Source organism: Roseovarius sp. W115, from assembly GCF_032842945.2.
In the GTDB taxonomy this organism is placed as follows: Bacteria; Pseudomonadota; Alphaproteobacteria; order Rhodobacterales; family Rhodobacteraceae; genus Roseovarius; species Roseovarius rhodophyticola.
In genome coordinates this window covers 2,820,816-2,841,207 of record NZ_CP146606.1, presented here as the reverse complement: position 1 = coordinate 2,841,207, position 20,392 = coordinate 2,820,816, and the positions used below count along the sequence as shown (strand labels likewise).

General features: G+C 56.6%; 24 protein-coding genes. 10 read left to right on the top strand and 14 right to left on the bottom strand.

Annotated elements, in window-relative coordinates; genetic code table 11:
- The first annotated feature begins 24 nt into the window (after positions 1-24).
- Positions 25-1,329: an NAD(P)/FAD-dependent oxidoreductase gene (locus tag RZS32_RS14410; RefSeq protein ID WP_317057659.1), complete on the top strand. Its 1,305-nt coding sequence runs from the start codon at positions 25-27 to the stop codon at positions 1,327-1,329.
- Here RZS32_RS14410 and RZS32_RS14405 read toward each other — a convergent pair.
- On the bottom strand, positions 1,326-1,919 hold the full coding sequence (locus RZS32_RS14405) for a ferric reductase-like transmembrane domain-containing protein (RefSeq protein ID WP_339106688.1): 594 nt from the start codon (positions 1,917-1,919) through the stop codon (positions 1,326-1,328). The two genes, RZS32_RS14410 and RZS32_RS14405, sit on opposite strands and share 4 nt — an antisense overlap.
- A 183-nt stretch (positions 1,920-2,102) precedes the next feature.
- Between RZS32_RS14405 and RZS32_RS14400 the strand changes: the two genes are divergently transcribed.
- On the top strand, positions 2,103-3,314 hold the full coding sequence (locus tag RZS32_RS14400; RefSeq protein ID WP_317057657.1) for a DegT/DnrJ/EryC1/StrS family aminotransferase: 1,212 nt from the start codon (positions 2,103-2,105) through the stop codon (positions 3,312-3,314).
- A 64-nt stretch (positions 3,315-3,378) separates the two neighbouring features.
- Positions 3,379-4,251, top strand: a complete 873-nt coding sequence (locus RZS32_RS14395) for an aminotransferase class IV (protein WP_339106687.1) — start codon at positions 3,379-3,381, stop codon at positions 4,249-4,251.
- Positions 4,252-4,305: 54 nt separating this feature from the next.
- Here RZS32_RS14395 and RZS32_RS14390 read toward each other — a convergent pair whose 3' ends face one another.
- From RZS32_RS14390 to RZS32_RS14375, 4 genes are all read right to left on the bottom strand, one after another.
- Positions 4,306-5,271, bottom strand: a complete 966-nt coding sequence (locus RZS32_RS14390; RefSeq protein ID WP_317057655.1) for a LysR family transcriptional regulator — start codon at positions 5,269-5,271, stop codon at positions 4,306-4,308.
- A gap of 6 nt (positions 5,272-5,277) precedes the next feature.
- Positions 5,278-5,850 carry a polyhydroxyalkanoate synthesis repressor PhaR gene (gene phaR, locus RZS32_RS14385; RefSeq protein ID WP_317057654.1) on the bottom strand — a complete coding sequence of 191 codons (573 nt, stop codon included), beginning with the start codon at positions 5,848-5,850 and terminating at the stop codon, positions 5,278-5,280.
- Between the two features lie 133 nt (positions 5,851-5,983).
- Positions 5,984-6,433, bottom strand: a complete 450-nt coding sequence (locus RZS32_RS14380) for a phasin, PhaP (protein ID WP_317057653.1) — start codon at positions 6,431-6,433, stop codon at positions 5,984-5,986.
- A gap of 145 nt (positions 6,434-6,578) precedes the next feature.
- Positions 6,579-8,384 carry a PHA/PHB synthase family protein gene (locus RZS32_RS14375; RefSeq protein WP_317057652.1) on the bottom strand — a complete coding sequence of 602 codons (1,806 nt, stop codon included), beginning with the start codon at positions 8,382-8,384 and terminating at the stop codon, positions 6,579-6,581.
- Between the two features lie 157 nt (positions 8,385-8,541).
- Between RZS32_RS14375 and phaZ the strand changes: the two genes are divergently transcribed.
- Positions 8,542-9,840: a polyhydroxyalkanoate depolymerase gene (gene phaZ, locus RZS32_RS14370; protein ID WP_317057651.1), complete on the top strand. Its 1,299-nt coding sequence runs from the start codon at positions 8,542-8,544 to the stop codon at positions 9,838-9,840.
- A 5-nt stretch (positions 9,841-9,845) separates the two neighbouring features.
- On the opposite strand, the gene RZS32_RS14365 is transcribed toward phaZ, so the two are convergent.
- The 4 genes from RZS32_RS14365 to RZS32_RS14350 all read right to left on the bottom strand — a co-directional run bounded on the left by RZS32_RS14365 (position 9,846) and on the right by RZS32_RS14350 (position 12,318).
- Positions 9,846-10,592 (bottom strand): alpha/beta fold hydrolase, encoded by a 747-nt coding sequence (locus RZS32_RS14365; RefSeq protein WP_317057650.1) that lies wholly within the window; start codon positions 10,590-10,592, stop codon positions 9,846-9,848.
- Positions 10,593-10,817: 225 nt separating this feature from the next.
- Positions 10,818-11,576 (bottom strand): alpha/beta fold hydrolase, encoded by a 759-nt coding sequence (locus RZS32_RS14360; protein WP_317057649.1) that lies wholly within the window; start codon positions 11,574-11,576, stop codon positions 10,818-10,820.
- Between the two features lie 75 nt (positions 11,577-11,651).
- The gene (locus RZS32_RS14355) at positions 11,652-11,831 is read right to left on the bottom strand and encodes a hypothetical protein (protein ID WP_317057648.1); all 180 of its coding nucleotides are present in this window, start codon (positions 11,829-11,831) and stop codon (positions 11,652-11,654) included.
- A 241-nt stretch (positions 11,832-12,072) separates the two neighbouring features.
- A complete protein-coding gene (locus RZS32_RS14350; protein WP_317057647.1) occupies positions 12,073-12,318 on the bottom strand; it encodes a hypothetical protein in 246 nt (81 codons plus the stop codon).
- A 338-nt stretch (positions 12,319-12,656) separates the two neighbouring features.
- Between RZS32_RS14350 and thrS the strand changes: the two genes are divergently transcribed.
- The gene (gene thrS / locus RZS32_RS14345; RefSeq protein ID WP_317057646.1) at positions 12,657-14,603 is read left to right on the top strand and encodes a threonine--tRNA ligase; all 1,947 of its coding nucleotides are present in this window, start codon (positions 12,657-12,659) and stop codon (positions 14,601-14,603) included.
- 6 nt (positions 14,604-14,609) lie between these two features.
- Here the strand turns inward: thrS and RZS32_RS14340 are convergent, their stop codons facing one another.
- Together RZS32_RS14340 and RZS32_RS14335 are read right to left on the bottom strand one after the other, a co-directional pair.
- The gene (locus tag RZS32_RS14340) at positions 14,610-14,978 is read right to left on the bottom strand and encodes a hypothetical protein (protein WP_339106686.1); all 369 of its coding nucleotides are present in this window, start codon (positions 14,976-14,978) and stop codon (positions 14,610-14,612) included.
- Positions 14,979-15,026: 48 nt separating this feature from the next.
- Complete coding sequence (locus tag RZS32_RS14335) at positions 15,027-15,338, bottom strand: ArsC/Spx/MgsR family protein (RefSeq protein ID WP_317057645.1); 312 nt, start codon at positions 15,336-15,338, stop codon at positions 15,027-15,029.
- Between the two features lie 195 nt (positions 15,339-15,533).
- Between RZS32_RS14335 and RZS32_RS14330 the strand changes: the two genes are divergently transcribed.
- Complete coding sequence (locus RZS32_RS14330; protein WP_317057644.1) at positions 15,534-15,740, top strand: cold-shock protein; 207 nt, start codon at positions 15,534-15,536, stop codon at positions 15,738-15,740.
- Between the two features lie 78 nt (positions 15,741-15,818).
- Here RZS32_RS14330 and RZS32_RS14325 read toward each other — a convergent pair whose 3' ends face one another.
- Positions 15,819-16,307, bottom strand: coding sequence for a dihydrofolate reductase (locus tag RZS32_RS14325; protein ID WP_317057643.1), 489 nt, complete (start codon positions 16,305-16,307; stop codon positions 15,819-15,821).
- A complete protein-coding gene (locus tag RZS32_RS14320) occupies positions 16,307-17,128 on the bottom strand; it encodes a thymidylate synthase (RefSeq protein ID WP_317057642.1) in 822 nt (273 codons plus the stop codon). Before RZS32_RS14320 ends, RZS32_RS14325 begins: the two co-directional genes overlap by 1 nt.
- Positions 17,129-17,356: 228 nt before the next feature.
- Here RZS32_RS14320 and RZS32_RS14315 point away from each other — a divergent pair, with 228 nt between their 5' ends.
- From RZS32_RS14315 to RZS32_RS14300, 4 genes are read left to right on the top strand one after another with little or no spacing between them, the layout of a single operon-like run.
- Entirely contained in the window at positions 17,357-17,785 is a 429-nt protein-coding gene (locus RZS32_RS14315) for a VOC family protein (protein WP_317057641.1), read from the top strand.
- Positions 17,785-18,396 carry a DUF1287 domain-containing protein gene (locus RZS32_RS14310; RefSeq protein WP_317057640.1) on the top strand — a complete coding sequence of 204 codons (612 nt, stop codon included), beginning with the start codon at positions 17,785-17,787 and terminating at the stop codon, positions 18,394-18,396. Before RZS32_RS14315 ends, RZS32_RS14310 begins: the two co-directional genes overlap by 1 nt.
- A 38-nt stretch (positions 18,397-18,434) precedes the next feature.
- Positions 18,435-19,112: a DUF1194 domain-containing protein gene (locus tag RZS32_RS14305; RefSeq protein ID WP_339106685.1), complete on the top strand. Its 678-nt coding sequence runs from the start codon at positions 18,435-18,437 to the stop codon at positions 19,110-19,112.
- Positions 19,109-19,831, top strand: coding sequence for a DUF1194 domain-containing protein (locus RZS32_RS14300; protein ID WP_317057638.1), 723 nt, complete (start codon positions 19,109-19,111; stop codon positions 19,829-19,831). The genes RZS32_RS14305 and RZS32_RS14300 overlap by 4 nt, the downstream gene beginning before the upstream one ends.
- A 28-nt stretch (positions 19,832-19,859) precedes the next feature.
- On the opposite strand, the gene RZS32_RS14295 is transcribed toward RZS32_RS14300, so the two are convergent.
- Complete coding sequence (locus RZS32_RS14295) at positions 19,860-20,360, bottom strand: MarR family winged helix-turn-helix transcriptional regulator (protein ID WP_317057637.1); 501 nt, start codon at positions 20,358-20,360, stop codon at positions 19,860-19,862.
- Between the last annotated feature and the right edge of the window lie 32 nt (positions 20,361-20,392).

The window sequence follows — 20,392 nt, the reverse complement described above, 5'->3', positions numbered from 1 at the left end:
GAGTATTTTGGGAACAGTGAAACAATGAACCTGCTCTATTCCAATGACCGCCCGGGCCAGTATCCGCCAAGCTGGTATGCCGCCACAACAGAGGCTTTAGAGCCGTTCGAGCCTTTGCGCGGTGAGACAAGGGCCGATGCCTGCGTGATCGGCGGAGGATTTACTGGGCTGTCAGCGGCACTGCATCTGGCCGAGCGCGGGTATGACGTGGCGCTGGTGGAGGCGCATCGCGTTGGGTTTGGCGCATCAGGGCGCAATGGTGGGCAGCTGGGCAGTGGGCAGCGACAGGATCAGCAGAGCCTTGAGAAACTTGTCGGGCGCGAGGATGCCGCCAAACTCTGGGAGCTGGCCGAAGAGGCCAAGGCGCTGGTCAAGGCACTGGTTTCCAAACACAAGATCGACTGTCACCTAAAGCCGGGCATTGCCCATGCCGGGTTTAGTAAGGCAGAGGTGGCCGAGGAGCATGCCTATGCCGATTTTCTGGTAGAGCGTTATGGCTATGACGCACTGGAAAAGCTTGATTATGATGCAATGCAGGCGCTCTGTCCCTCGCCGCGTTATGTGGGCGGCTCGCTTGATATGACCGCCGCGCATCTGCATCCGCTGGCCTATGCCTTTGGTCTGGCGAGGGCGGCTGTGAAAGCCGGTGTTCGGATTTATGAACGCAGTGACGTGCACAACATCACACCGGGCACACCTGCCCTTGTGCAAACGGACAAGGGGCGGATCAAAGCGGATCACGTGATCCTGGGCTGCAACGGGTATCTGGGCGGGCTTGATCGCAAAGTGGCCGCGCGGGTCATGCCGATCAATAATTTCGTCGTGGCCACGGAGCCTTTGGGCGATGAGGCTGCGCGCGTACTGACCCGCGATGTGGCGGTGGCGGACAGCAAGTTCGTCGTCAACTACTTCCGCCTCAGCCATGACAAGCGCCTGCTCTTTGGCGGCGGGGAAAGTTACGGCTACCGCTTTCCCAGCGATATTGCGGCGCTCGTGCGCAAGCCCATGTCGCAGATTTTCCCGCATTTGCGGGACGTCAAAATCGACTATGCCTGGGGCGGTACTCTGGCCATCACGATGAAGCGGATGCCCTATCTGGCGCGGTTGGCGCCTAACATTCTGACCGCCTCGGGCTATTCCGGGCATGGCGTGGGCACCGCCACCTTCTCGGGCAAGCTCATGGCCGATGTCATTGGTGGTGACGCAGGCGGGTTTGACACCATGGCGCGCGTGCCAACACCCACCTTCCCCGGCGGTGCAGCCCTCCGCTCTCCACTCCTGGTGCTGGCGATGACCTGGTATGCCACGCGGGACAGACTGGGGTTTTAGCCGTGTGCGGCACGCCGTGGCAGACGTCGCAGACCCAGATGCGCCAGCTTGAGTGCAATAAAGCAGCCGCCCAAAAGGACGAAACGCTCTTCTGTGTAGTCGAAGAAATACCAATGAGCCAGGCTGAGCAGTACAGCCGGGTAAATCCAAATGTGCAGCTTTTTCCACCGACGCCCCAAACGGCGGGCAAAGTAAGAGTTGGATGTCACTGCAAGAAGCGCGAGGATCACGAAGGCAATCCAGGCCACAAAATACTCAATCGATATGGCCTCAATCAGCATCCACGAAGCGCTATTGGTTTCGATTGTGTAATGCATCACATGCAGGCTGGCATGGATAAAACTGCCAAGGCCAAAATGGCGCCGGTTTTGCAAAAGCCATCGCCCCAAGCTGCGCCCCTGGCCCACACGGTTCAGCAGAGTTAAAACCGGCGAGACCGACAGCGTCACCAACAGCAAGTATATGGTCCAAACCCCTGTTTCATAAATGATTTGCGGGTAATACCATTCCGCGAACAGCCCATAGAACGCATAGCGCGCGGGCCAGAGCATGACTGCGTAAAGCAGCATGAGGAATGCCAGACGGGTCAAGACGTGATGTCCGTTGTTATGTTGCGCGATCCTTCGCTTGCCCAAGCTCTGCGCGATACGCAGACGCCGTGCAATGCGGTGAGCGCAAATGTGATTTTTTGTCAAAAAACTTTCACTTTGCGATATGACCAGTCTTTGCTATACTTTCGGAAAATCTGAAAACTAAATTAGGTATATACGAACATGACACTTGCGCCTAATGTCTATGATGCCGAACCCATTCCTCAAAGCGCCCGCACTGAAATAGACAAGCTATTGAAATCAGGAGACCTTTTTCGCTACACCGCCGCAAAGGATGCTCCGGTCGCTTTGCTCGAACGCGACTTCGCTGAGATGATGGGCAGCCAGTACGCATTGGCGGTGTCCTCTTGCTCAGCAGCGCTTTTTCTGTCGCTCAAGGCTCTGGGCCTGCGCCCCGGCGCACGGGTCTTGATCCCCGCCTTTACCTTTGCGGCGGTGCCATCTTCGGTCGTGCATGCCGAATGCGTGCCTGTCCTATGTGACGTCAAAGACAATTACCGCATTGATCTCAATGACTTTGAGGGAAAACTTGATGCGAATATAGACGCTGTGATCATCAGCCATATGCGCGGACACACTTCGAATATGGACGCGATCATGGCGCTCTGCGACGCGCGCGGTATCCCAGTGATCGAAGACGCCGCCCATAGCCTTGGCACACTCTGGGCCGGGCGCAATATCGGCACAATCGGCCGCGTGGGATGTTTCAGCTTTCAGTCCTACAAACTGGTCAATGCCGGTGAAGGCGGGATCATGATCACCGATGACGCCGATCTTGTGGCGCAGGCGGTGATTATGTCAGGCGCCTACGAGCATAACTGGGCCAAGCATATGGCTGGCTCGGATCCTGCGCTCGAGGCCGCCTTTGCCAAATGGCAGAACCGCCTGCCGCTTTACAATCTGCGTATGGGCAACCTGTCGGCGGCGATCATTCGCCCGCAATTGGCGGAAATCCCGCGCCGGGTGCGGGATGGACGCGCCAATCATGACTACGTCGCGGCCCGTCTCAACACGTCGCCCTGGCTGCATGTGCCTGACAAACTCAAACAAGAAGAGCGCGCGCCGGACTCCATTCAGTTCAACCTGGTGGGTCTGAGCGATGCCGAAACCAATGCCTTTGCCAAAGCGGCGTCCGAACGAGGTGTGAAAGTACAGGTGTTCGGCCAAAGCACCGACAACGCCCGCGCCTTTTGGAACTGGAAGTTTCTGGATGGGCCAGTGCCAGATCTGCCGCAGACACGGGCCATGTTGATGCGGGCCTGCGATGTGCGCCTGCCTGCGCGATTGAGCCGCGAAGAACTTGATATCATTTCCGAGGCGCTGGTGATGGCCGCGCAGGATGTTATGGGCATACCCCGCGCCTACGGGACTTGACTTCGGACAACAGACACATGCCCATGGGTGAATGAAGCGCGACTTTTCACAGGGCGCCGCGTGGATGCGCGGAGAGGTCATTCCAATCAGCGAGGCCACGATTGGCGTTACCGATTGGGGCCTGACCCATGCCGATTGCGTCTATGACGTCGTGCCGGTCTGGAGCGGAGCTTTCTTTCGGCTGGGCGACTACCTGACACGGTTCGAGGCATCAATGGATGCCGCGCGCATGGACGTCGGCATCGACCGCAGGGGAATTAAGGAGGCCTTGCACACCATGGTTGCGACATCTGGTTTGCAAAAGGCCTATGTGGCCATGGTCGCGGCACGCGGCACGCCTATGGTCCATGGCATCCGTGACCCACGCGCCTGCGCCAATCATTTCTATGCCTGGTGTGTGCCCTATGTGCATGTGATCAAACCCGAAACTGCCGAAACCGGGGCGGCGGTGTATCTATCGAACATGACCCGCCGCATTCCTGAGGACAGTGTCAATCCACTGGCCAAGAATTATCATTGGGGTGATTTCACCCAAGGCCTCTTTGAGGCCAAGGATGCTGGGTTTGAGACTGTCTTACTTCCGGATCATGAGGGCAATGTGACCGAGGGTCCGGGCTTTAACGTCTTCGCACTCAAAGGAAATACACTGGTGACGCCTGATCGCGGCGTCTTGCACGGGATCACACGGCGCACCGTTCTTGAATTGGCGGTCGAGGCTGGTCTGACTGTCGAAGAACGTGCGCTTCCTATCGACGCGCTTTTGGAAGCCGATGAGGTGTTTTTGTCCTCTTCCGGCGGCGGTGTAACGCCTGTGGCGCGCATCAATGATCGGCAGTTTTCCAACGGTGCGGCCGGACCGGTTGGGTTACAGCTGAGATCAGCCTATTTCGCGCGGCTGGAAGATTCGCGATTCCGAACTGAAATCGCCTATACCTAAAGCGTTTCGCACTTTGCTGATGTCTCAGGGTAAACGCGAAACGCTTTAAAGCCGTTACAACATCGTAAGCTTGTCTTTGAGAAACGGATATGCCGCCAAGGCGTGCGTCACAATCGTCTCTTGCAGGATCGGACGCAGGCTTTGGGCCACCTGCCCCGGCATGTCTTGCAGGATATCTTTGCGCGCCGTCAGGCTGATCGTACGGCTGAGCGGCTCAAAGGGCAGTTCCAACACGTCTATTTCATCGGCGAACCGCCGTGCCCGCATTAACGCCAGTGGCGGTAGGATACTCCATCCAGTCCCTTGCCCCACCAACGCCAGGATGGCGTGATAGCTGTCCAATTCGAACCGATGCGACAGCGTGATCTTTTCGCGCGCAAGATGCGAGGTCAGCAGGCGACCCATGTAGTGCCGCTGGGTGTATTGGATCAGTGGCAGGCGCATCAGTTGTTTCAAGACATTGCCACCGGCCTCCACCCTGCCCTTGGGCACTGCCGCGACAAACCCCTCCCGCAAGAGCGGATGCACCTCTGCCCAGTCGTCCCCGGCATTGAGTTCGGCGGCCACGATCACATCCAGCGCGCGGTTTTCCAGCAGCTCATAAAGGTAATGGCTGGCCCCGGTTTCCAGCAGAAACTGGCTGGATTTCAGCTCACCCGCCATATGCGTCAAAAGCTGCGGCGTCACGTCCGCCTCGAAATCCTCGATCATCCCAAGGCGGAACCGCGTCAACATCGAGAGATCCGACATCGCCAGCTCTGCCCGAGCCTGGGCTGCTTCGTTCAGAATGACCTGCGCCCGCCGACGCAGGATTTCACCCGCCGGGGTGAGACGCACGGGCCGCGCATTCCGCTGCAAGAGCGTGGCGCCCACGGCGCTTTCGAGATTGGTGAGCTGCTGGCTTACAGCAGACGGGCTTGCCCCAAGCCGCTTGGCTGCTGCGGAAATCGACCGCTCATCTGCGGCCGCCATGAAGACTTCGATCCCCCAAAGCGTGATCTTGCCGGGGCTGTCGACCATAGGGGGTTACTTGCCCAGTTTGGAGAGTTTGTTTTGCAATTCGGCGAGTTGCTTTTTGATGGCGTCGAGATCTTCCTCGCCTTCCTCCTGTGCCGTCTCGGCCTCGGTCTCATCATCAGCCGCAGGCATGGTGTTCATCGCCTGCATCCCACCGGTCATCGCCTTGAGGAACGCTTCCTGCTGGGCCCGCATCGCATCCATCCCCGGGATACCCGCCAAAGGATTGGCACGGGCCATATTTTCCATCATCTGGCTCTGGCCCTTTTGCAGCATTTCAAATGACGCTGACAGGAAATCAGGCACCATCGAGGTGGCTTGTGTCGTGTAGCTGCGCACCAGGTCGTTCAGCACATTGATCGGCAGCACATTCTCACCGCGGCTTTCATGCTCGGCAATGATCTGCAAAAGGTACTGCCGCGTCAGGTCATCGCCCGACTTCAGATCGATGATCTGAACCTCGCGGCCATCGCGAATAAATTCAGCAATATCTTCCAGCGTGACGTAGTCGGACGTCTCGGTGTTGTACAATCTTCGGCTGGCATACCGCTTGATCAACAGTGATTTTTCGGATTTTCCCACGGCCTACCCTCCCACGAATGCAGCGCTGCAGCACAGCTTATGCTACTGCAGAACAAAAGAAAGGGCGAGCCGATGGCTCGCCCTTACAGGTTCGGGCTCAGATTGGGAGGAGAAGAGCCCGGAAACCTTAAACTTACTTCGCGGCAGATGTTGCTTTCTTAGCAGCAGCTGTCACTTCGTCAGTTGCTTTTTTAACAGCTTTGGCTGCATCTTCTTGCAGGTCTTTGCCAGCCGCCATCATCAGCTCAACTGTGTCCATTTGGACTTTCTTGGCGATCTCAGCGAAAGCAGCCATGTTTTCTGCAGCTACTTCAGCGTTGGCCGATGCGAAATCGGTGATCGCTTTGGCATAGTCAGCAGGCTCTGCTTTGGCTTTTGTCACGTCGGACAGTTTCGCCAGAGTTTCTTTGGCCCATTTGCCGGAAAGCTCAGCGGATTTCTCAGCTGCTTCCAGAGCAACGCCGGACATTTTTTCGTTCAGAGTTGCTTGGTTTTTGAAAGCTTCTTCAAATGCTTTGGTGTCGACAGGGAATGCGCCCATGAAATCTTTCATGACGGCGTTGAAGTCTTGTGCTTTAGCCATGGTGGCCTCCTAAAACTTTGTTCGGTCGCAAGCAGGACCGCCCTGCTTTCTGCGTCTGCAAACTATATATATGCTGCAACGCAGCATTGCAAGCTTTTTTCTGCACTGCAGCATAAAGTTTCAGAAGGATGATTTTAATTTTAAATCAGAGGCTTGCGCGTTTCCGCACGTAAGTTCCCGGCGCCGGAGCCAGCGCAGGATGCTCAGAATCACCCGGCATACGGGCCGCAACCATGGGTCCAGATCGCTTTTTCAGCCAGGTTTCCCAAGTGGGCCACCAAGACCCTTCCTGCTCTTTGGCTCCTTCCAACCACGCATCTGCCGTCTCCGGCAGGTCCTTATTGGCGTAAAAGCCATACTTCTTTTTGCTGGGCGGATTCACGATCCCCGCGATATGGCCGGACTCCGAGACGATGAATGTCCGGTCTTTTGATCCGGTTTGCAAAAAGCCGCGGTAACAGTCTTTCCACCGCGCGATATGATCGGTCTCACAGGTGATCGCCATGATCGGCACGGTGACGTCCCTGATATGCAAAGTCTCGCCGCACATCTCGATCCCATCGGTGACAAAGGCATTCTTCTGACACAGATCGCGCAAATACTGCACCGTCATCCGCCCCGGAAGGTTCGCACCATCCCCGTTCCAATAAAGCAGATCAAAGGCCGGGGGCGTTTCCCCCATCATATAACTGCGAATAGCCGGCTTATAGATAAGGTCATTGGACCGCAGGAACGACATGGTCCGCCCCATGATGAAAGAGCGCAGCACGCCCTTTTCGTTCACTTCCTTTTCGATCCCGTCGACAAAGTCGTCCTGCAGGAAAGGAACAAACTCACCCTGATCGCTGAAATCGGTGAGTGCGGTAAAGAAGGTGGCGGACTTGATCGACTTGTCGCCCCGCTTGGCCATAAGCGCCAATGTCATATGAAGCGTGGTGCCCGCGATACAGTAACCAACAGTATTCACCTGGCGCTCACCCGTGATGGCCTTGGCCTCACGGATCGCGGTCAGGTAACCGTCCTCTATATAGTCGTCTATGGCCACATCGGCATAGGACGCATCCGGGTTCACCCAGCTCACTACGAACAGCGTGTAGCCCTGATCAGTGATCCACCTGATCAGGCTGTTTTCCTGTTTGAGGTCCAGAATGTAGAATTTGTTGATCCAGGGCGGGAAGATCACAACCGGTGTCTTATGCACCTGTTTGGTCGTGGGCGTATACTGGATGAGTTCCATCATCTTATTGCGATAGACGACCTCGCCTTCGGTCACGGCGACGTTCTCACCCAGCTCAAACGCGTTCTCGTCACAAAGCCGCACGACCATCTCGCCATTATTGGCTTCCAGATCCGCAACAAGGTTCTCCAGCCCTGCCACAAGGCTCTCGCCCTCGGTCTCCACGGCTTTTTCAAGCGCATCGGGGTTTGTGGACAGGAAATTCGTCGGGCTCATCATGTCGATGATCTGCGCCGCAAAGAACTGCAAACGCTGCTTGTCCTTGTCGTTCAGCTCTTCAGCCTCGGCCACGGCGTTTTCTATGGCCAGTTTGTTGATCGCATATTGGTGTTTGATGTAGCTGAAATAGGGATGCGTATCCCAAAGCGGATTGGAAAACCGGCGATCCCCTTTCAACGGGTCCTCTTCATCCGCCCCATTAGGTAAAGGTGCGCCTTTGGCAAGACTTTGCTGCGCTTCCATAAAATGACGAACGGATTTACCCCAGTATTCAAGCTGCTGCTCATACATCTTTCCCGGATTTTCCATGAAGGATTTCCAGTAAGATCCGGCGGCCTTTACGAAAACATCCTGTGACGGGCCATTCAGTTCCTGCGCGGGAGGCGTGCGCGCAGTCAATGCTTGCACCAAACGTTGAGACAGCGTTTCAACCCGCTCAAGATTGGCGCTCATGCGGTCCAGATTGGTGTTCTGTGCATCATCCTGAGTTGCCATTTTAACATTCTTCCCGTATTTTTCTGCTATGCAGCATAGCAGCGCAGCACTAAACCTGTTACCACCGAGTCGCTGCATGCACCGGATATAGACATGTCGCCGTGTGTTGTGACTGCGACGAATAGAACCGGGCCGCTCAGGTCAAAGGAGTAAGCACATGCGCTATATGGTAACGTATGACCTGATGGAAGCGTCACGAAATATGAACCAGTGGTTAGGCGCCACCGCGCTTTCCATGGCATCTTATCCTATGTTCAGCATGGTTCCAAATCCGGCCTTTCAATGGATGGCCGCCTGGGGCGAAGTCACCGAACGCACATTTCAGCGGATGGTGGTCAAACCTGACTGGGGCATTGAATCCATAACCGGCGTGGACGGGCGCGATCACCTGATCAAAATCGAAACAGTCGTGGAAAAGCCTTTTGGCGATCTCATCCATTTTGATGTGCAGGGCCGCGATGAGATGGACCGCCGGGTGCTCTTGGTGGCCCCGATGTCGGGCCACTATGCGACGCTTCTGCGCTCCACAGTGAAATCCCTGCTGCCCGATTGCGAGGTTTATGTCACCGATTGGCACAATGCCCGCGACATCCCCGTCTCGGACGGCAAGTTCGATATCGAAGACTACACGCTTTACCTGATGGACTTCATGCGCGCCTTGGGCAGCGACTTGCATGTGATTGCCATTTGCCAGCCTGCCCCGCTGACGCTGGCCGCCACCGCCTATCTGGCCGAACTTGATCCTGATGCACAGCCACGGTCATTGACTTTGATTGGCGGACCGATTGACCCGAACGCAGCGCCAACCGAAGTAACCGATTTCGGCCATCGCGTGACCATGGGGCAACTCGAAGAGACTATGATCCAGCGTGTGGGCTTCAAATACAAGGGCGTGGGCCGCATGGTCTATCCGGGCCTGCTGCAATTGGCTTCGTTCATGTCGATGAATGCCGAGCGCCACGGCAAGGCTTTCGTCAATCAGATCAGCCGCGTGGCACAAGGCGAAGCAAGCGACCGCGACCCGCACAATAAGTTCTATGACGAATATCTTGCCGTGATGGATATGCCGGCCGAGTTCTACCTCTCAACCGTTGAACGTATTTTCAAAGCCGGCGAGATCGCCAGCAATGAATTTGTCGTGGCGGGCCATAAGGTCGATATTGGTGCCATCACCCGCGTTGCGGTGAAAACCGTCGAGGGCGGCAAGGATGATATTTCAGCCCCCGGTCAATGCGTGGCAGCTCTGGACCTGCTCACCGGCCTGCCTGACGACATGAAAGCCAGCTATATCGAACCCGAAGCCGGACATTACGGTATCTTCGCTGGACGCTCATGGCGTAACAACATCCGACCTCTGGTGCTCGATTTCATCGACGCCAACTCTGAGGCCCCGGCGAAACGCGCACGTACCGCGCCGAAAAAGACCCGCAAATCCCGGAAAATCGCCGCTGAATAAGGTCGTCAGGACGCGAGGGGCTGCTCAATCCGCACCATTTTGGTGCGCAACACAAGCGGTTGTTTGATCCACGCCCGCAGAGCCGCGGTCACGGCATCCGGCGCCTCCAATGTCGGCAAATGTCCCGCGTCGCGAATAATTGCCAGATCCGCATGCGGGATCATACCCGCCATGAATTCGTGCCGTTTGACAGGTGTCAGCGTGTCATGCTCCCCGCACATCACCAGCGCCGGCACATTGCATTTGCGCAAAGTCGCCTGATAGTCGCGCCGCCGCTGCAGGGCACGCGCCTGTCGGATGATCGCCTCGCACCCAACATTCTCGGCCATTTTGGCCACCAGGTTGAGGATACTTGTCCGCTCTGGCCCGGGCGCAAGGTACTCAGGGCGCACAATGCTGGCGGCCGCCTGATCCAAAAGGCCCGCCTTCAGCTTTGTAATCAGAGGTTCATAGTCCGCGGCTGTCTGAGGCGTTTCCGGCAAGGAATTGGTGTCCATCAGCGCAATCCGCGTGACCCGCTCCGGCGCACGGCGTAACAACTCCATGGCCACAATGCCGCCCATCGAAAGCCCGGCCAGAGCAAACTTCAAGGGCAGTTGATCCAACAAGGAAGAGGCAATTTCTTCGATCCGATTGCCGCCTGTTATCGGCGCAACCGTGACTGCCATATCGCGGCTCATCGCCGTAACCTGCGGACCGAACAGACGCGCATCGCACATCATGCCCGGCAGGAAAACCAGGGGCTCTTGCATTGTTATTATTCCTTACTGCTCGCGAAACCTGTCGCTTATTTTTTCTCGACAGTGCCATGTGATGCGCAAATTGCAAGGGGCCTGTGCGACAGTGGATGCGATAAACTTAGCCAGCAGAGGATAAATGCAACAGTCGCATAGCCCCTGCAGGAGCGCTTGAGTAATCTCATATTTTCAGACAGATAAGGCGGCTAAACGCTTATCACAAAGGAGCTGCGCATTGCGTTAATCCACTTTGACAGCGACCAGAACATCCTCGACAGCGGCCTCTATCATCGCCAGGCACGGGCCATCCGAGAATCGGTGATCTGCCCCTTTCACAAGTGTCAGGCGCATATCGTCACCTGCAGCATGTTCAAGCAGTCTCAGAGCTACTGACATGTCCACATCTGCATCCGCCGTGCCCTGCAAAAACCGCACCGGGAAAGGAAGATGCAGAGGGTCGCGCAGCACGAGGTTTTGCCGACCCTCTTCAATCAACTTGGCCGTGATGATGTAGGGCTCACCATACTCACTCGGCAAAGCGACCTGCCCGTTTTCCGCCAGCTCTGCTTTTTGCACATCAGAAAATCCGGCCCACATGGAGTCTTCGGTAAAATCCGGCGCGGCCGCAATGGTGACCAATCCCGCCACACGCTGAGGCATCGCGCGGGCTGTCAGCAACGAAATCCAGCCCCCCATGCTGGACCCAACCAGAATCTGAGGCCCGTCTGTCAGCGCCTCAATCACTGCGCGCGCATCTGCCGCCCAGTCGCCGATACATCCGTCGGTAAACGCCTCAGAGCTTTGCCCATGCCCAGAATAATCAAACCGCAGAAAAGCACGCCCGGTGCGGCGCGCCCAGTCTTGCAGATGAATGGCCTTGGTGCCTTCCATGTCGGACTTGAACCCGCCCAGGAACACCACGCCCGGCCCGTCCCCCTCTGTCAGGTTATAGGCCAACCGCCGTCCGTGCGGAGATGTCAAAAACTGCGTGTCGCCCATAAGATCCCTGCCCTTATCAAATCTGGGCAAATGTCCTCCGAAGACGTCATGCTTTCAAGCCGCAATTGGCTGGAATTACATAATCGAGCCGATGATGCGCTCAATCCGGTCAAGCGGATACTGCCGCTCGTGCCCGGGCCTCTCTTCTAGCGCTGCTCTTGGAAATCCCTGCCACACATCAACTTGTGCGTGGCTTGTCGTGCCTGCCTCATGTGGCCCATCCTGGGGCCGGAACTCTGTCTCTAACCTGGCCATGTTTTCACGCCGTTTTGTTGTTTTTCTAAACCTGAGGCGTCATTTGACTCGCGCCCTACATAAAACTGTTAACAGGCAAATTTTGATATGGAAATATCTTTTTATTTCATTGTGTTACGATAAACATTCGCATGCACGCGCGTACAATCAAATACAAATGCACACGCCCGCACACAATGCGCACTGGCACAAAAAAAGGGCGTGCCGGGCACGCCCCAATCTGCATTCGAGGGACCTTGAACTATCCGCCTACATAAGGCGCGTTTTTGGGGCGATAGAAAACCTTCTGGTTATGCAACCGCCCTAAGAGGTCATGGATGCGCCGCACCGACATATCTGCGACCTGCGATTTTTCGCACTCTGCAGGACTGGGCATTCCCTCTTCGATCATCGTGCTTGCAAGCTCAGACTTTGAGCGCCGCAACGCATCTTCGATCAATTCCATATCCTCAACAGACAACTGAAAATCGACATTGTAACGAGCCATCTTACGCGCCTTTCCCAAGCAATAATAAATACTGATCGTGCATTAGCTTGAGGCTAATATAAGCATGAACAGCACGCCGTAAAGGAGAAAAAGGCAAATTTCTTCAATATGTTATTCGGCATGCGGAATGCCATTGAATACCGTTCTCAGCATACGTTTGCACACATAAATCACCTCTATGGCTAACCCCTTGTTAATACTCGACGACCCAAATTCCGCATTCCTTGCATCAAAGCATCCTGAGCCTTGACTTGGCTGCATCTGAGGTTCAAAAGCAGCGCACATATTTTTCGCAATCGGGCGTTCCGTGGGCGCCAAATCGACGAGGAGAGCCTATCATGGCCCAGATTTCCCTGACCTTTCCTGATGGCAATGCACGCCAATACGCGGCTGGAATCACCCCAGCCGAGGTGGCTGCCGATATTTCCAATTCGCTCGCAAAAAAGGCCATATCGGCCCATGTCGACGGGCAACACTGGGACTTGGCCTGGCCTATCGAGGCTGATGCTTCCATCGCCATCAACACCATGAAGGACGAGACCGCCGCCAATGAACTGGTGCGCCATGATCTGGCGCATATCATGGCCCGCGCCGTGCAGGAGATTTGGCCTGATACCAAGGTGACAATCGGCCCGGTTATTGAAAACGGCTGGTATTATGACTTCGACCGCGAAGAGCCATTTACCCCCGAGGACCTCGGCCTCATCGAGAAAAAGATGAAGGAAATCATAAATCTGCGCGACCCCGTTCGCACAGAAGTGTGGGAGCGGGACCGTGCCATCCAGCACTACAAGGACAACAATGAGCCTTACAAAGTCGAGCTGATCGACGCCATTCCGGGCGATGAGCCTTTGCGCATGTATTGGCATGGTGACTGGCAGGACCTGTGCCGTGGTCCGCATTTGCAGCATACCGACCAAGTGCCCGCTGATGCTTTCAAGCTGATGTCCATCGCAGGCGCGTATTGGCGCGGCGACAGCGACCGCGCCATGCTGCAACGCATCTATGGCGTGGCTTTTACCGGTAAGGAAAAGCTCAAGGCATATCTCAACTTCCTTGAGGAAGCCGAAAAGCGCGACCACCGCCGTCTGGGCCGCGAAATGGACCTCTTTCACATGCAGGAAGAGGCCCCCGGTCAGGTGTTCTGGCACCCCAATGGCTGGACCATCTACACCGAGCTGCAGGACTACATGCGCCGCAAACAGCGCGCCGGTGGATATCACGAGATCAACACGCCCCAAGTGGTGGACCGCAAGCTGTGGGAGGCCTCGGGTCACTGGGACAAGTATCAGGAACACATGTTCATCGTTGAGGTGGAAGAAGAACACGCCAAGGAAAAGGCGATCAATGCGCTCAAGCCGATGAACTGCCCGTGCCACGTGCAGGTGTTCAATCAAGGTTTGAAATCCTATCGCGACCTGCCCTTGCGGCTGGCCGAGTTTGGCTCGTGCTCCCGCTATGAGCCCTCCGGCGCATTGCACGGGATCATGCGCGTGCGCGGGTTCACACAGGATGACGCGCACATCTTCTGCACCGAGGACCAGATTGAGGAAGAATGCGCCCGGTTCATCAATTTCCTTGCGGACATCTATGCCGATCTGGGCTTTGAGGAATTTGAGATCAAATTCGCAACCCGTCCCGAAAAGCGCGTGGGCAGCGACGAAAGCTGGGACCATGTCGAGGGCGCGCTGGAAGGCGCGATCAAGGCCACCGGGCGCACCTTTACGCTCGAGCCCGGCGATGGCGCGTTTTACGGACCAAAACTGGATTTCTACCTGACCGACGCCATTGGCCGGGTCTGGCAATGCGGCACGTTTCAGGTGGACCCCAACCTGCCCGAGCGGCTGGGCGCGACCTATATTGCCCCCGACGGAAGCAAGCAGCGCCCCTATATGCTGCACCGCGCGACCCTGGGCAGTTTTGAGCGGTTCGTCGGCATCCTCATCGAGAACTCAGCCGGTCGCCTGCCCTTCTGGCTGGCCCCGCGCCAGGTCGTCGTGGCGCCGATTATTTCCGAGGCCAATGACTATGCCGAAGAGGTGGTCGCGAACTTGCGCGCGGCAGGCGTGCGGGCCGAGGCCGATTTGCGCAACGAAAAGATCAACTACAAGGTCCGCGAACATTCGGTCGGCAAAGTGCCGGTGATCCTGGCCGTGGGCATGCGCGAGGTCGAAGACAAGACCGTAACCGTCCGCCGTTTGGGTGAAAAACAGACCGCTGTGAAGCCGCTCTCAGAGGTCACTGAGGCGCTGACCAAAGAGGCCACGCCGCCGGACCTCGCCTGATCCTGCTTAAAAATGTGCTTTTGGTTCGTCCGGCTTGCCCGCCGCGACGGCCAAGAGCCCGCCCAGCGCGGTGAACCCGATGGGGAACATGGTGAAGACACCAAATCCAAAGGTGTAGGCCATCATGCCCGCGGACAAGAGCATAAGGCCCCCACCCCAAAGTGCGCGAATCCGAGCCATGGCGCCGCCTGCAATCGCAAGAATTGGAGCCAGAAAACTGACCGCACGGATCAGCCCCTCACGGTCCAGCTTTTCGGCGATGCCCTCAATTTCACCGTACTCGCGCACGACCTCGGTGTACCCAAAGCTGAAAAACCCGACAAACAGGGCCAGAACCCCACCGATAATCCCCAAAACAAGGGCCGCGTTACGCATCAGATGTCTCCATTCATTTGCTGGACCCGATGTATGCGGACTGACATATCATACCAAGGCCGCTTGTACGTCTTTGCTCCAACCCAGAAAAAATTCCCCGTCTTTTTCAATCAGTGGACGCTTCATTAGAGTTGGGTGTTTTGCAATGAGCGAAAGGGGGTTTTCGGCACGTTCTGCCTCCTTCAGCCCACGCCATGTTGTCGAGCGCGTATTAAGCAACGCATCACCCAAAGCCGCATAGGCGGAATCCAGCACGCCTTGCGGCACACCATCTTCGCGGACATCCCGAAACTGCGCATTTGGCATTGATTTCAATGCTTTGCGGCATGTGTCGCAAGATTTCAAACCGTATAGGATCATAGGTGACTGCCTGTATTTTAATCTCTTGCCGCGACTTTAACGCCCGATCACGGGGGTTTCACTTGCTTTTTACAAGCCATGCCCAATCTTTTTACATGTGATCAAAATCCTGCGTTTCCCAACGTAAACGTGGGCCAGCATCACCTTATGGCCCGGCATTTTCCGGGGAATTGGAAGTCAAGAAGGAGAAGCGGAATGCCAACCGGCACCGTGAAATGGTTCAATACCACAAAAGGGTACGGTTTTATCGCACCCGACGAAGGCGGTAAGGACGTCTTTGTACATATCAGTCAGGTGGAACGATCCGGACTGACAGGTCTGGCTGACAATCAAAAGGTTGGCTACGAGCTTGAAGAAGGCCGCGACGGTCGGCAGATGGCGTCAGACATCAAGCCGCTCTGAGCCAGAGGCCAAAAAGCGATACGACAATGGATCAGGCTGACCCCCCTCGGCCTGAACCAAAGCGCGCGGAGCACCGGCTCAAATGCGGCGCATATACTCCACCAGAACACATTTCGGCCCTTCTGAGCGCAGATCAACGCGAAGTGTTTCGGACCAGTCTGCCATCTCAACCGCTGGAAACCAGGTATCCGCCCCGTCCACGTCCAAATCCACCTCGGTGATCAAGAGCCGCTGTGCGAGCGGCAACATAGACGTGTAAATCCCTGCCCCACCGATCCCATAAATGCGCGCATGCCCCGCAGCCTTGGCCGCCTCAATCGCGGCTTCAACCGATGGCAACACATGCTCAGCCCCTTCAGGCGCGCCGGACGACACCACGAGATTCAAACGGTTTTTCAAGGGACGCGCCACCGGCGGCAAACTGGTCCACGTGTTGCGCCCCATAATGACCGCGCCGCCCATCGTTTCGCGTTGAAAAAACTTCAGATCTTCTGGCACATGCCACGGAATATCTCCATCCCGGCCAATCGCCCCATTTCGGTCGCGCGCAACAATCAAAGAAATCATCAGACCGCCACCGGTGCCGAAATATGCGGATCAGGGTCATAGCCCGTGATCTCAAAATCCTCAAATTTGAAATCAAAGATGGACCGGACCTCCCGCGTGATCCGCAACTTGGGCAAGGGTTTTGGCGTGCGCGTCAGTTGAAGTGCCACCTGTTCGGTGTGGTTCGAATAGATATGCGCGTCGCCAATCGTGTGCACGAAATCCCCCGCCTCGTATCCCGTCACATGCGCCAACATTTCCAAAAGCAGCGCGTAAGAAGCGATGTTGAACGGCACGCCGAGGAACATATCAGCCGAGCGTTGGTAGAGCTGCAAATGCATTTTGTGCCCGATGATCCGCACCTGCCACAGCGTGTGACACGGTGGCAGGGCCATGTCCGGCACATCGCCGGGGTTCCAGGCCGACACGATCAAACGGCGGCTGTCCGGCGTGGTCTTGATCATGTCGATTAGGTTGGAGATCTGATCAATCTCACGGCGGCGAAACAGCTCGGGATCATCCGTTGGCTCAAGTGCGGGAAACCGCCGCCATTGGTGGCCGTAAACCGGACCGAGATCACCATCCTCGTCAGCCCATTCATCCCAGATCGAAACCCCGTTCTCCTTCAGATAGCGGATATTCGTGTCGCCTGAGAGAAACCACAAAAGCTCATGAATGATCGACCGCAGATGCAGCTTTTTGGTTGTGACCAAAGGAAATCCTTCTGACAGCGGATAACGCGCCTGCAATCCAAAGGTCGAAATCGTGCCAGTCCCCGTCCGGTCAGAGGAGGACTGCCCCCTATCGAGAACCTGCTGCAGGGCGTCATGATATTGTTGCATGCGTTTCCATCCGGCGAAGATAGCCCGTTTGAAAATCCACAGGCCGAGTCGATACCGACTATATATGGCAGCGAAGAGCGCTGAAACCTCAATATCAGGTGGAAGTAAGGGAAGCCGCGCTGAATCTAGTTGGTCTGGACAGACCCGTTGTTCACGAATCTGTCTCTGGACTCACCCCCAAATCCGCTACCTCTTGGATAACGCAAAACAAATTTCAGGGAGATGCATATGGGTCTGAAATACCTGCATACGATGGTCCGGGTCAAAGACCTCGATGAGTCGCTGTCATTCTACAAGCTTCTGGGCCTCAAAGAGACCCGCCGCTATGACAATGAAGGTGGACGGTTTTCGCTTATCTTCCTGGCGCCTGAAGGGCAGGAAGAGTGCCCTGTCGAGCTCACTTACAACTGGGATGGCGATGATGCCCTGCCCTCGGACAGCCGTCATTTCGGGCACCTGGCGTATCTCGTGGACAACATTTACGAGACCTGCCAGCACCTGATGGACAATGGCGTGACCATCAACCGCCCGCCGCGCGACGGGCATATGGCCTTTGTGCGTAGCCCCGACAACATCTCGATTGAGCTTTTGCAGGCCGGTGATGCCCTACCCCCGGCCGAGCCTTGGGCGAGTATGGAAAACACAGGGCATTGGTGATGCGCGAAGGTCTGATATGGACCGCGGCGGCACTGGGAATTTGGGCATCCGGTGCGCTGGCCGATCCACTGGCCGATGCGGCGGCAGAACAGGTCGGCGTGACCGTGTACTACGATCCCTCCTATCAGGGCCTCTCGTTCCCCGGCGGGGACATCCCACGTGATCGCGGCGTGTGTACCGATGTGGTGATCCGCGCCCTGCGCGATGCGCATAACATCGACCTGCAAGTCGCTGTGAACCGGGACATGAAAGCGGCTTTCTCGGCGTACCCCGCGATCTGGGGCCTGAGCACCACGGACCGCAATATTGACCACCGCCGCGTGCCTAACCTTGAGACCTTACTCGAACGGATTGGCGTAGCGCGTCCGCCAAGTGACGATCCGGATGACTTTGCCCCCGGCGACATCGTCAGCTGGCGGCTGGTGGGCTCCAACCTTCCGCATATCGGGATCGTCAGCACCCAGCGGACTGCAGATGGAACACGCCCCCTCATCACCCACAATATTGGTCAGGGCACGCGCACCGAAGATATTTTGTTCGTTCACCAGATGGTCATGCGGGCCCGGTTGGACGACGCCGCACGCACGCAGTTGCGCCGCCTGTCCGAGTGATGGTGATGGGGCGTCAAATCAGCATTTGCGCGCTCTGCTTGACCCTTTTTTGCCTGCCTATTCACGCCGCAGCACAAAGCTGCCGCCTCGCTCTGGTGTTGGCTGTCGATGTGTCGTCGTCTGTCGATCAGCGGGAATACGACCTGCAGCGTATTGGCCTTGCCGCTGCTCTGGACGCCGATGAAGTACGCCACGCGATTCTGCATGGCGCCCCCGGAACCGTGGCGCTCGCGGTTTATGAATGGAGCGGCTTTTACCAACACAAGCTGCAGCTGGACTGGACCATCCTTGACAGCGAGGGCACGATCACAGCCGCCGTGGCCACCTTGGCCGACATGCGGCGCAGCCATGACGACTTTCCCACCTCCATGGGCCCTGCCCTCGGCTTTGGCGCATCACTTTTGCAACGCGCACCAAACTGTACGCGCAAGGTGATTGATGTCTCGGGCGACGGTGTGAACAACTACCGATATGGTCCACGTGAAGCGTATAAGCACTTTCCGTTAAAAGACGTGACTGTGAACGGCTTGGTCATCCTCGGCGAGGACGCCAATGTGCTGGCATATTACGGCACAGAGGTCCTGCATGGACCGGGTGCATTTCTGGTCGTGGCCAACGGGTTTGAAGAATTCCGAGAGGCGATGACCAAAAAACTCTACCGCGAGATCAACGATATCGTCCTGGGCCGCGCCCCGTCGCCGCAAGAGCCGGGATGATCCGAACAACGCTCTTTGCCCTCGCCGTACTTTTGGCCACTTCAGCGGCGCAAGCTCAGTGCCGTCAGGCGCTTGCCCTCGGCCTTGATGTCTCGGGCTCTGTAGACGCGCGCGAATACCGATTGCAACTTGACGGGCTTGCGACCGCTCTGACCTCAGATGACGTGCGCGCGGCCTTTCTTGCCGTGCCAGAAAGGCCCGTGCGGTTGATGATCTACGAATGGAGCGGGCTTTCTAACCAGCGGATTATCACTCCCTGGAGCACAATCCGCTCCAGCACAGAACTTGATCAGATCGCCGCGAATTTGCTCAGCACGAACCAGCGCTTCACCAACGACGCCACCACCGCCATCGCAGCCGCCATGTTGTTTGGCGCAAGCCAGTTGGCGCAACAGTCCGAGTGTTGGAAAAAGACGTTGGACATTTCAGGTGACGGTCCTGCGAATGTTGGGGCGCATCCTCAGGCCATCACCGAAGAAATGCTAGGCGATATGACAATCAACGGTTTGGTTATCGGCCCCAAATCTCGCGCCAACACAACCAAGAACCTGAACAACGTAAAATCCCTGCTCACCTATTACAGCGAGTTTGTTCTGCGCGGTCCCGGCGCCTTTGTTGAAAGCGCCGACAAACATAAGGATTTTACCGAGGCCATGCGCCGCAAACTGATCCGGGAGTTACGCCTCCCGAACCTATCTTTGTTGCGCCCCACAAAGTGAATGCACAGCGCTGAAACCTGCCTCAGTCTCAGTAAATGTACCGAATCTGATCGGCCCAGTAGCGTTCCACCCGACGCAAGGATGACGTGATCATGTCGATCCCGTCATTGCCAAGCACGCCTTTGCTCTCCAGCCCCTCGGCATGCCGCTCAAACAAAGCCGCCACCACATCGCGAATACCGCGACCCTTCTCGGTCAGGCGCACGCGCACCGACCGGCGGTCAATCTCACAGCGCTGGTGGTGCATATAGCCGGTGTCGACCAGCTTCTTGAGGTTATAGCTGACATTGCTGCCCTGATAATACCCGCGCGACTTAAGCTCACCGGCGGTCACTTCATTGTCGCTGATGTTAAACAACAACAGCGCCTGGACCGCGTTGATATCGAGGATCCCCACGCGCTCAAACTCATCCTTGATCACGTCAAGCAAAAGCCGGTGCAACCGCTCGACCAGCGCCAGGGCATCAAGGTAGTTTGTGAAAAACCCGTCGCCCGTCATCTGCGAGGGCATGTTTGACTGAAAACTCATTATACATCTCCGTGCGATACTGCTCGGCGATG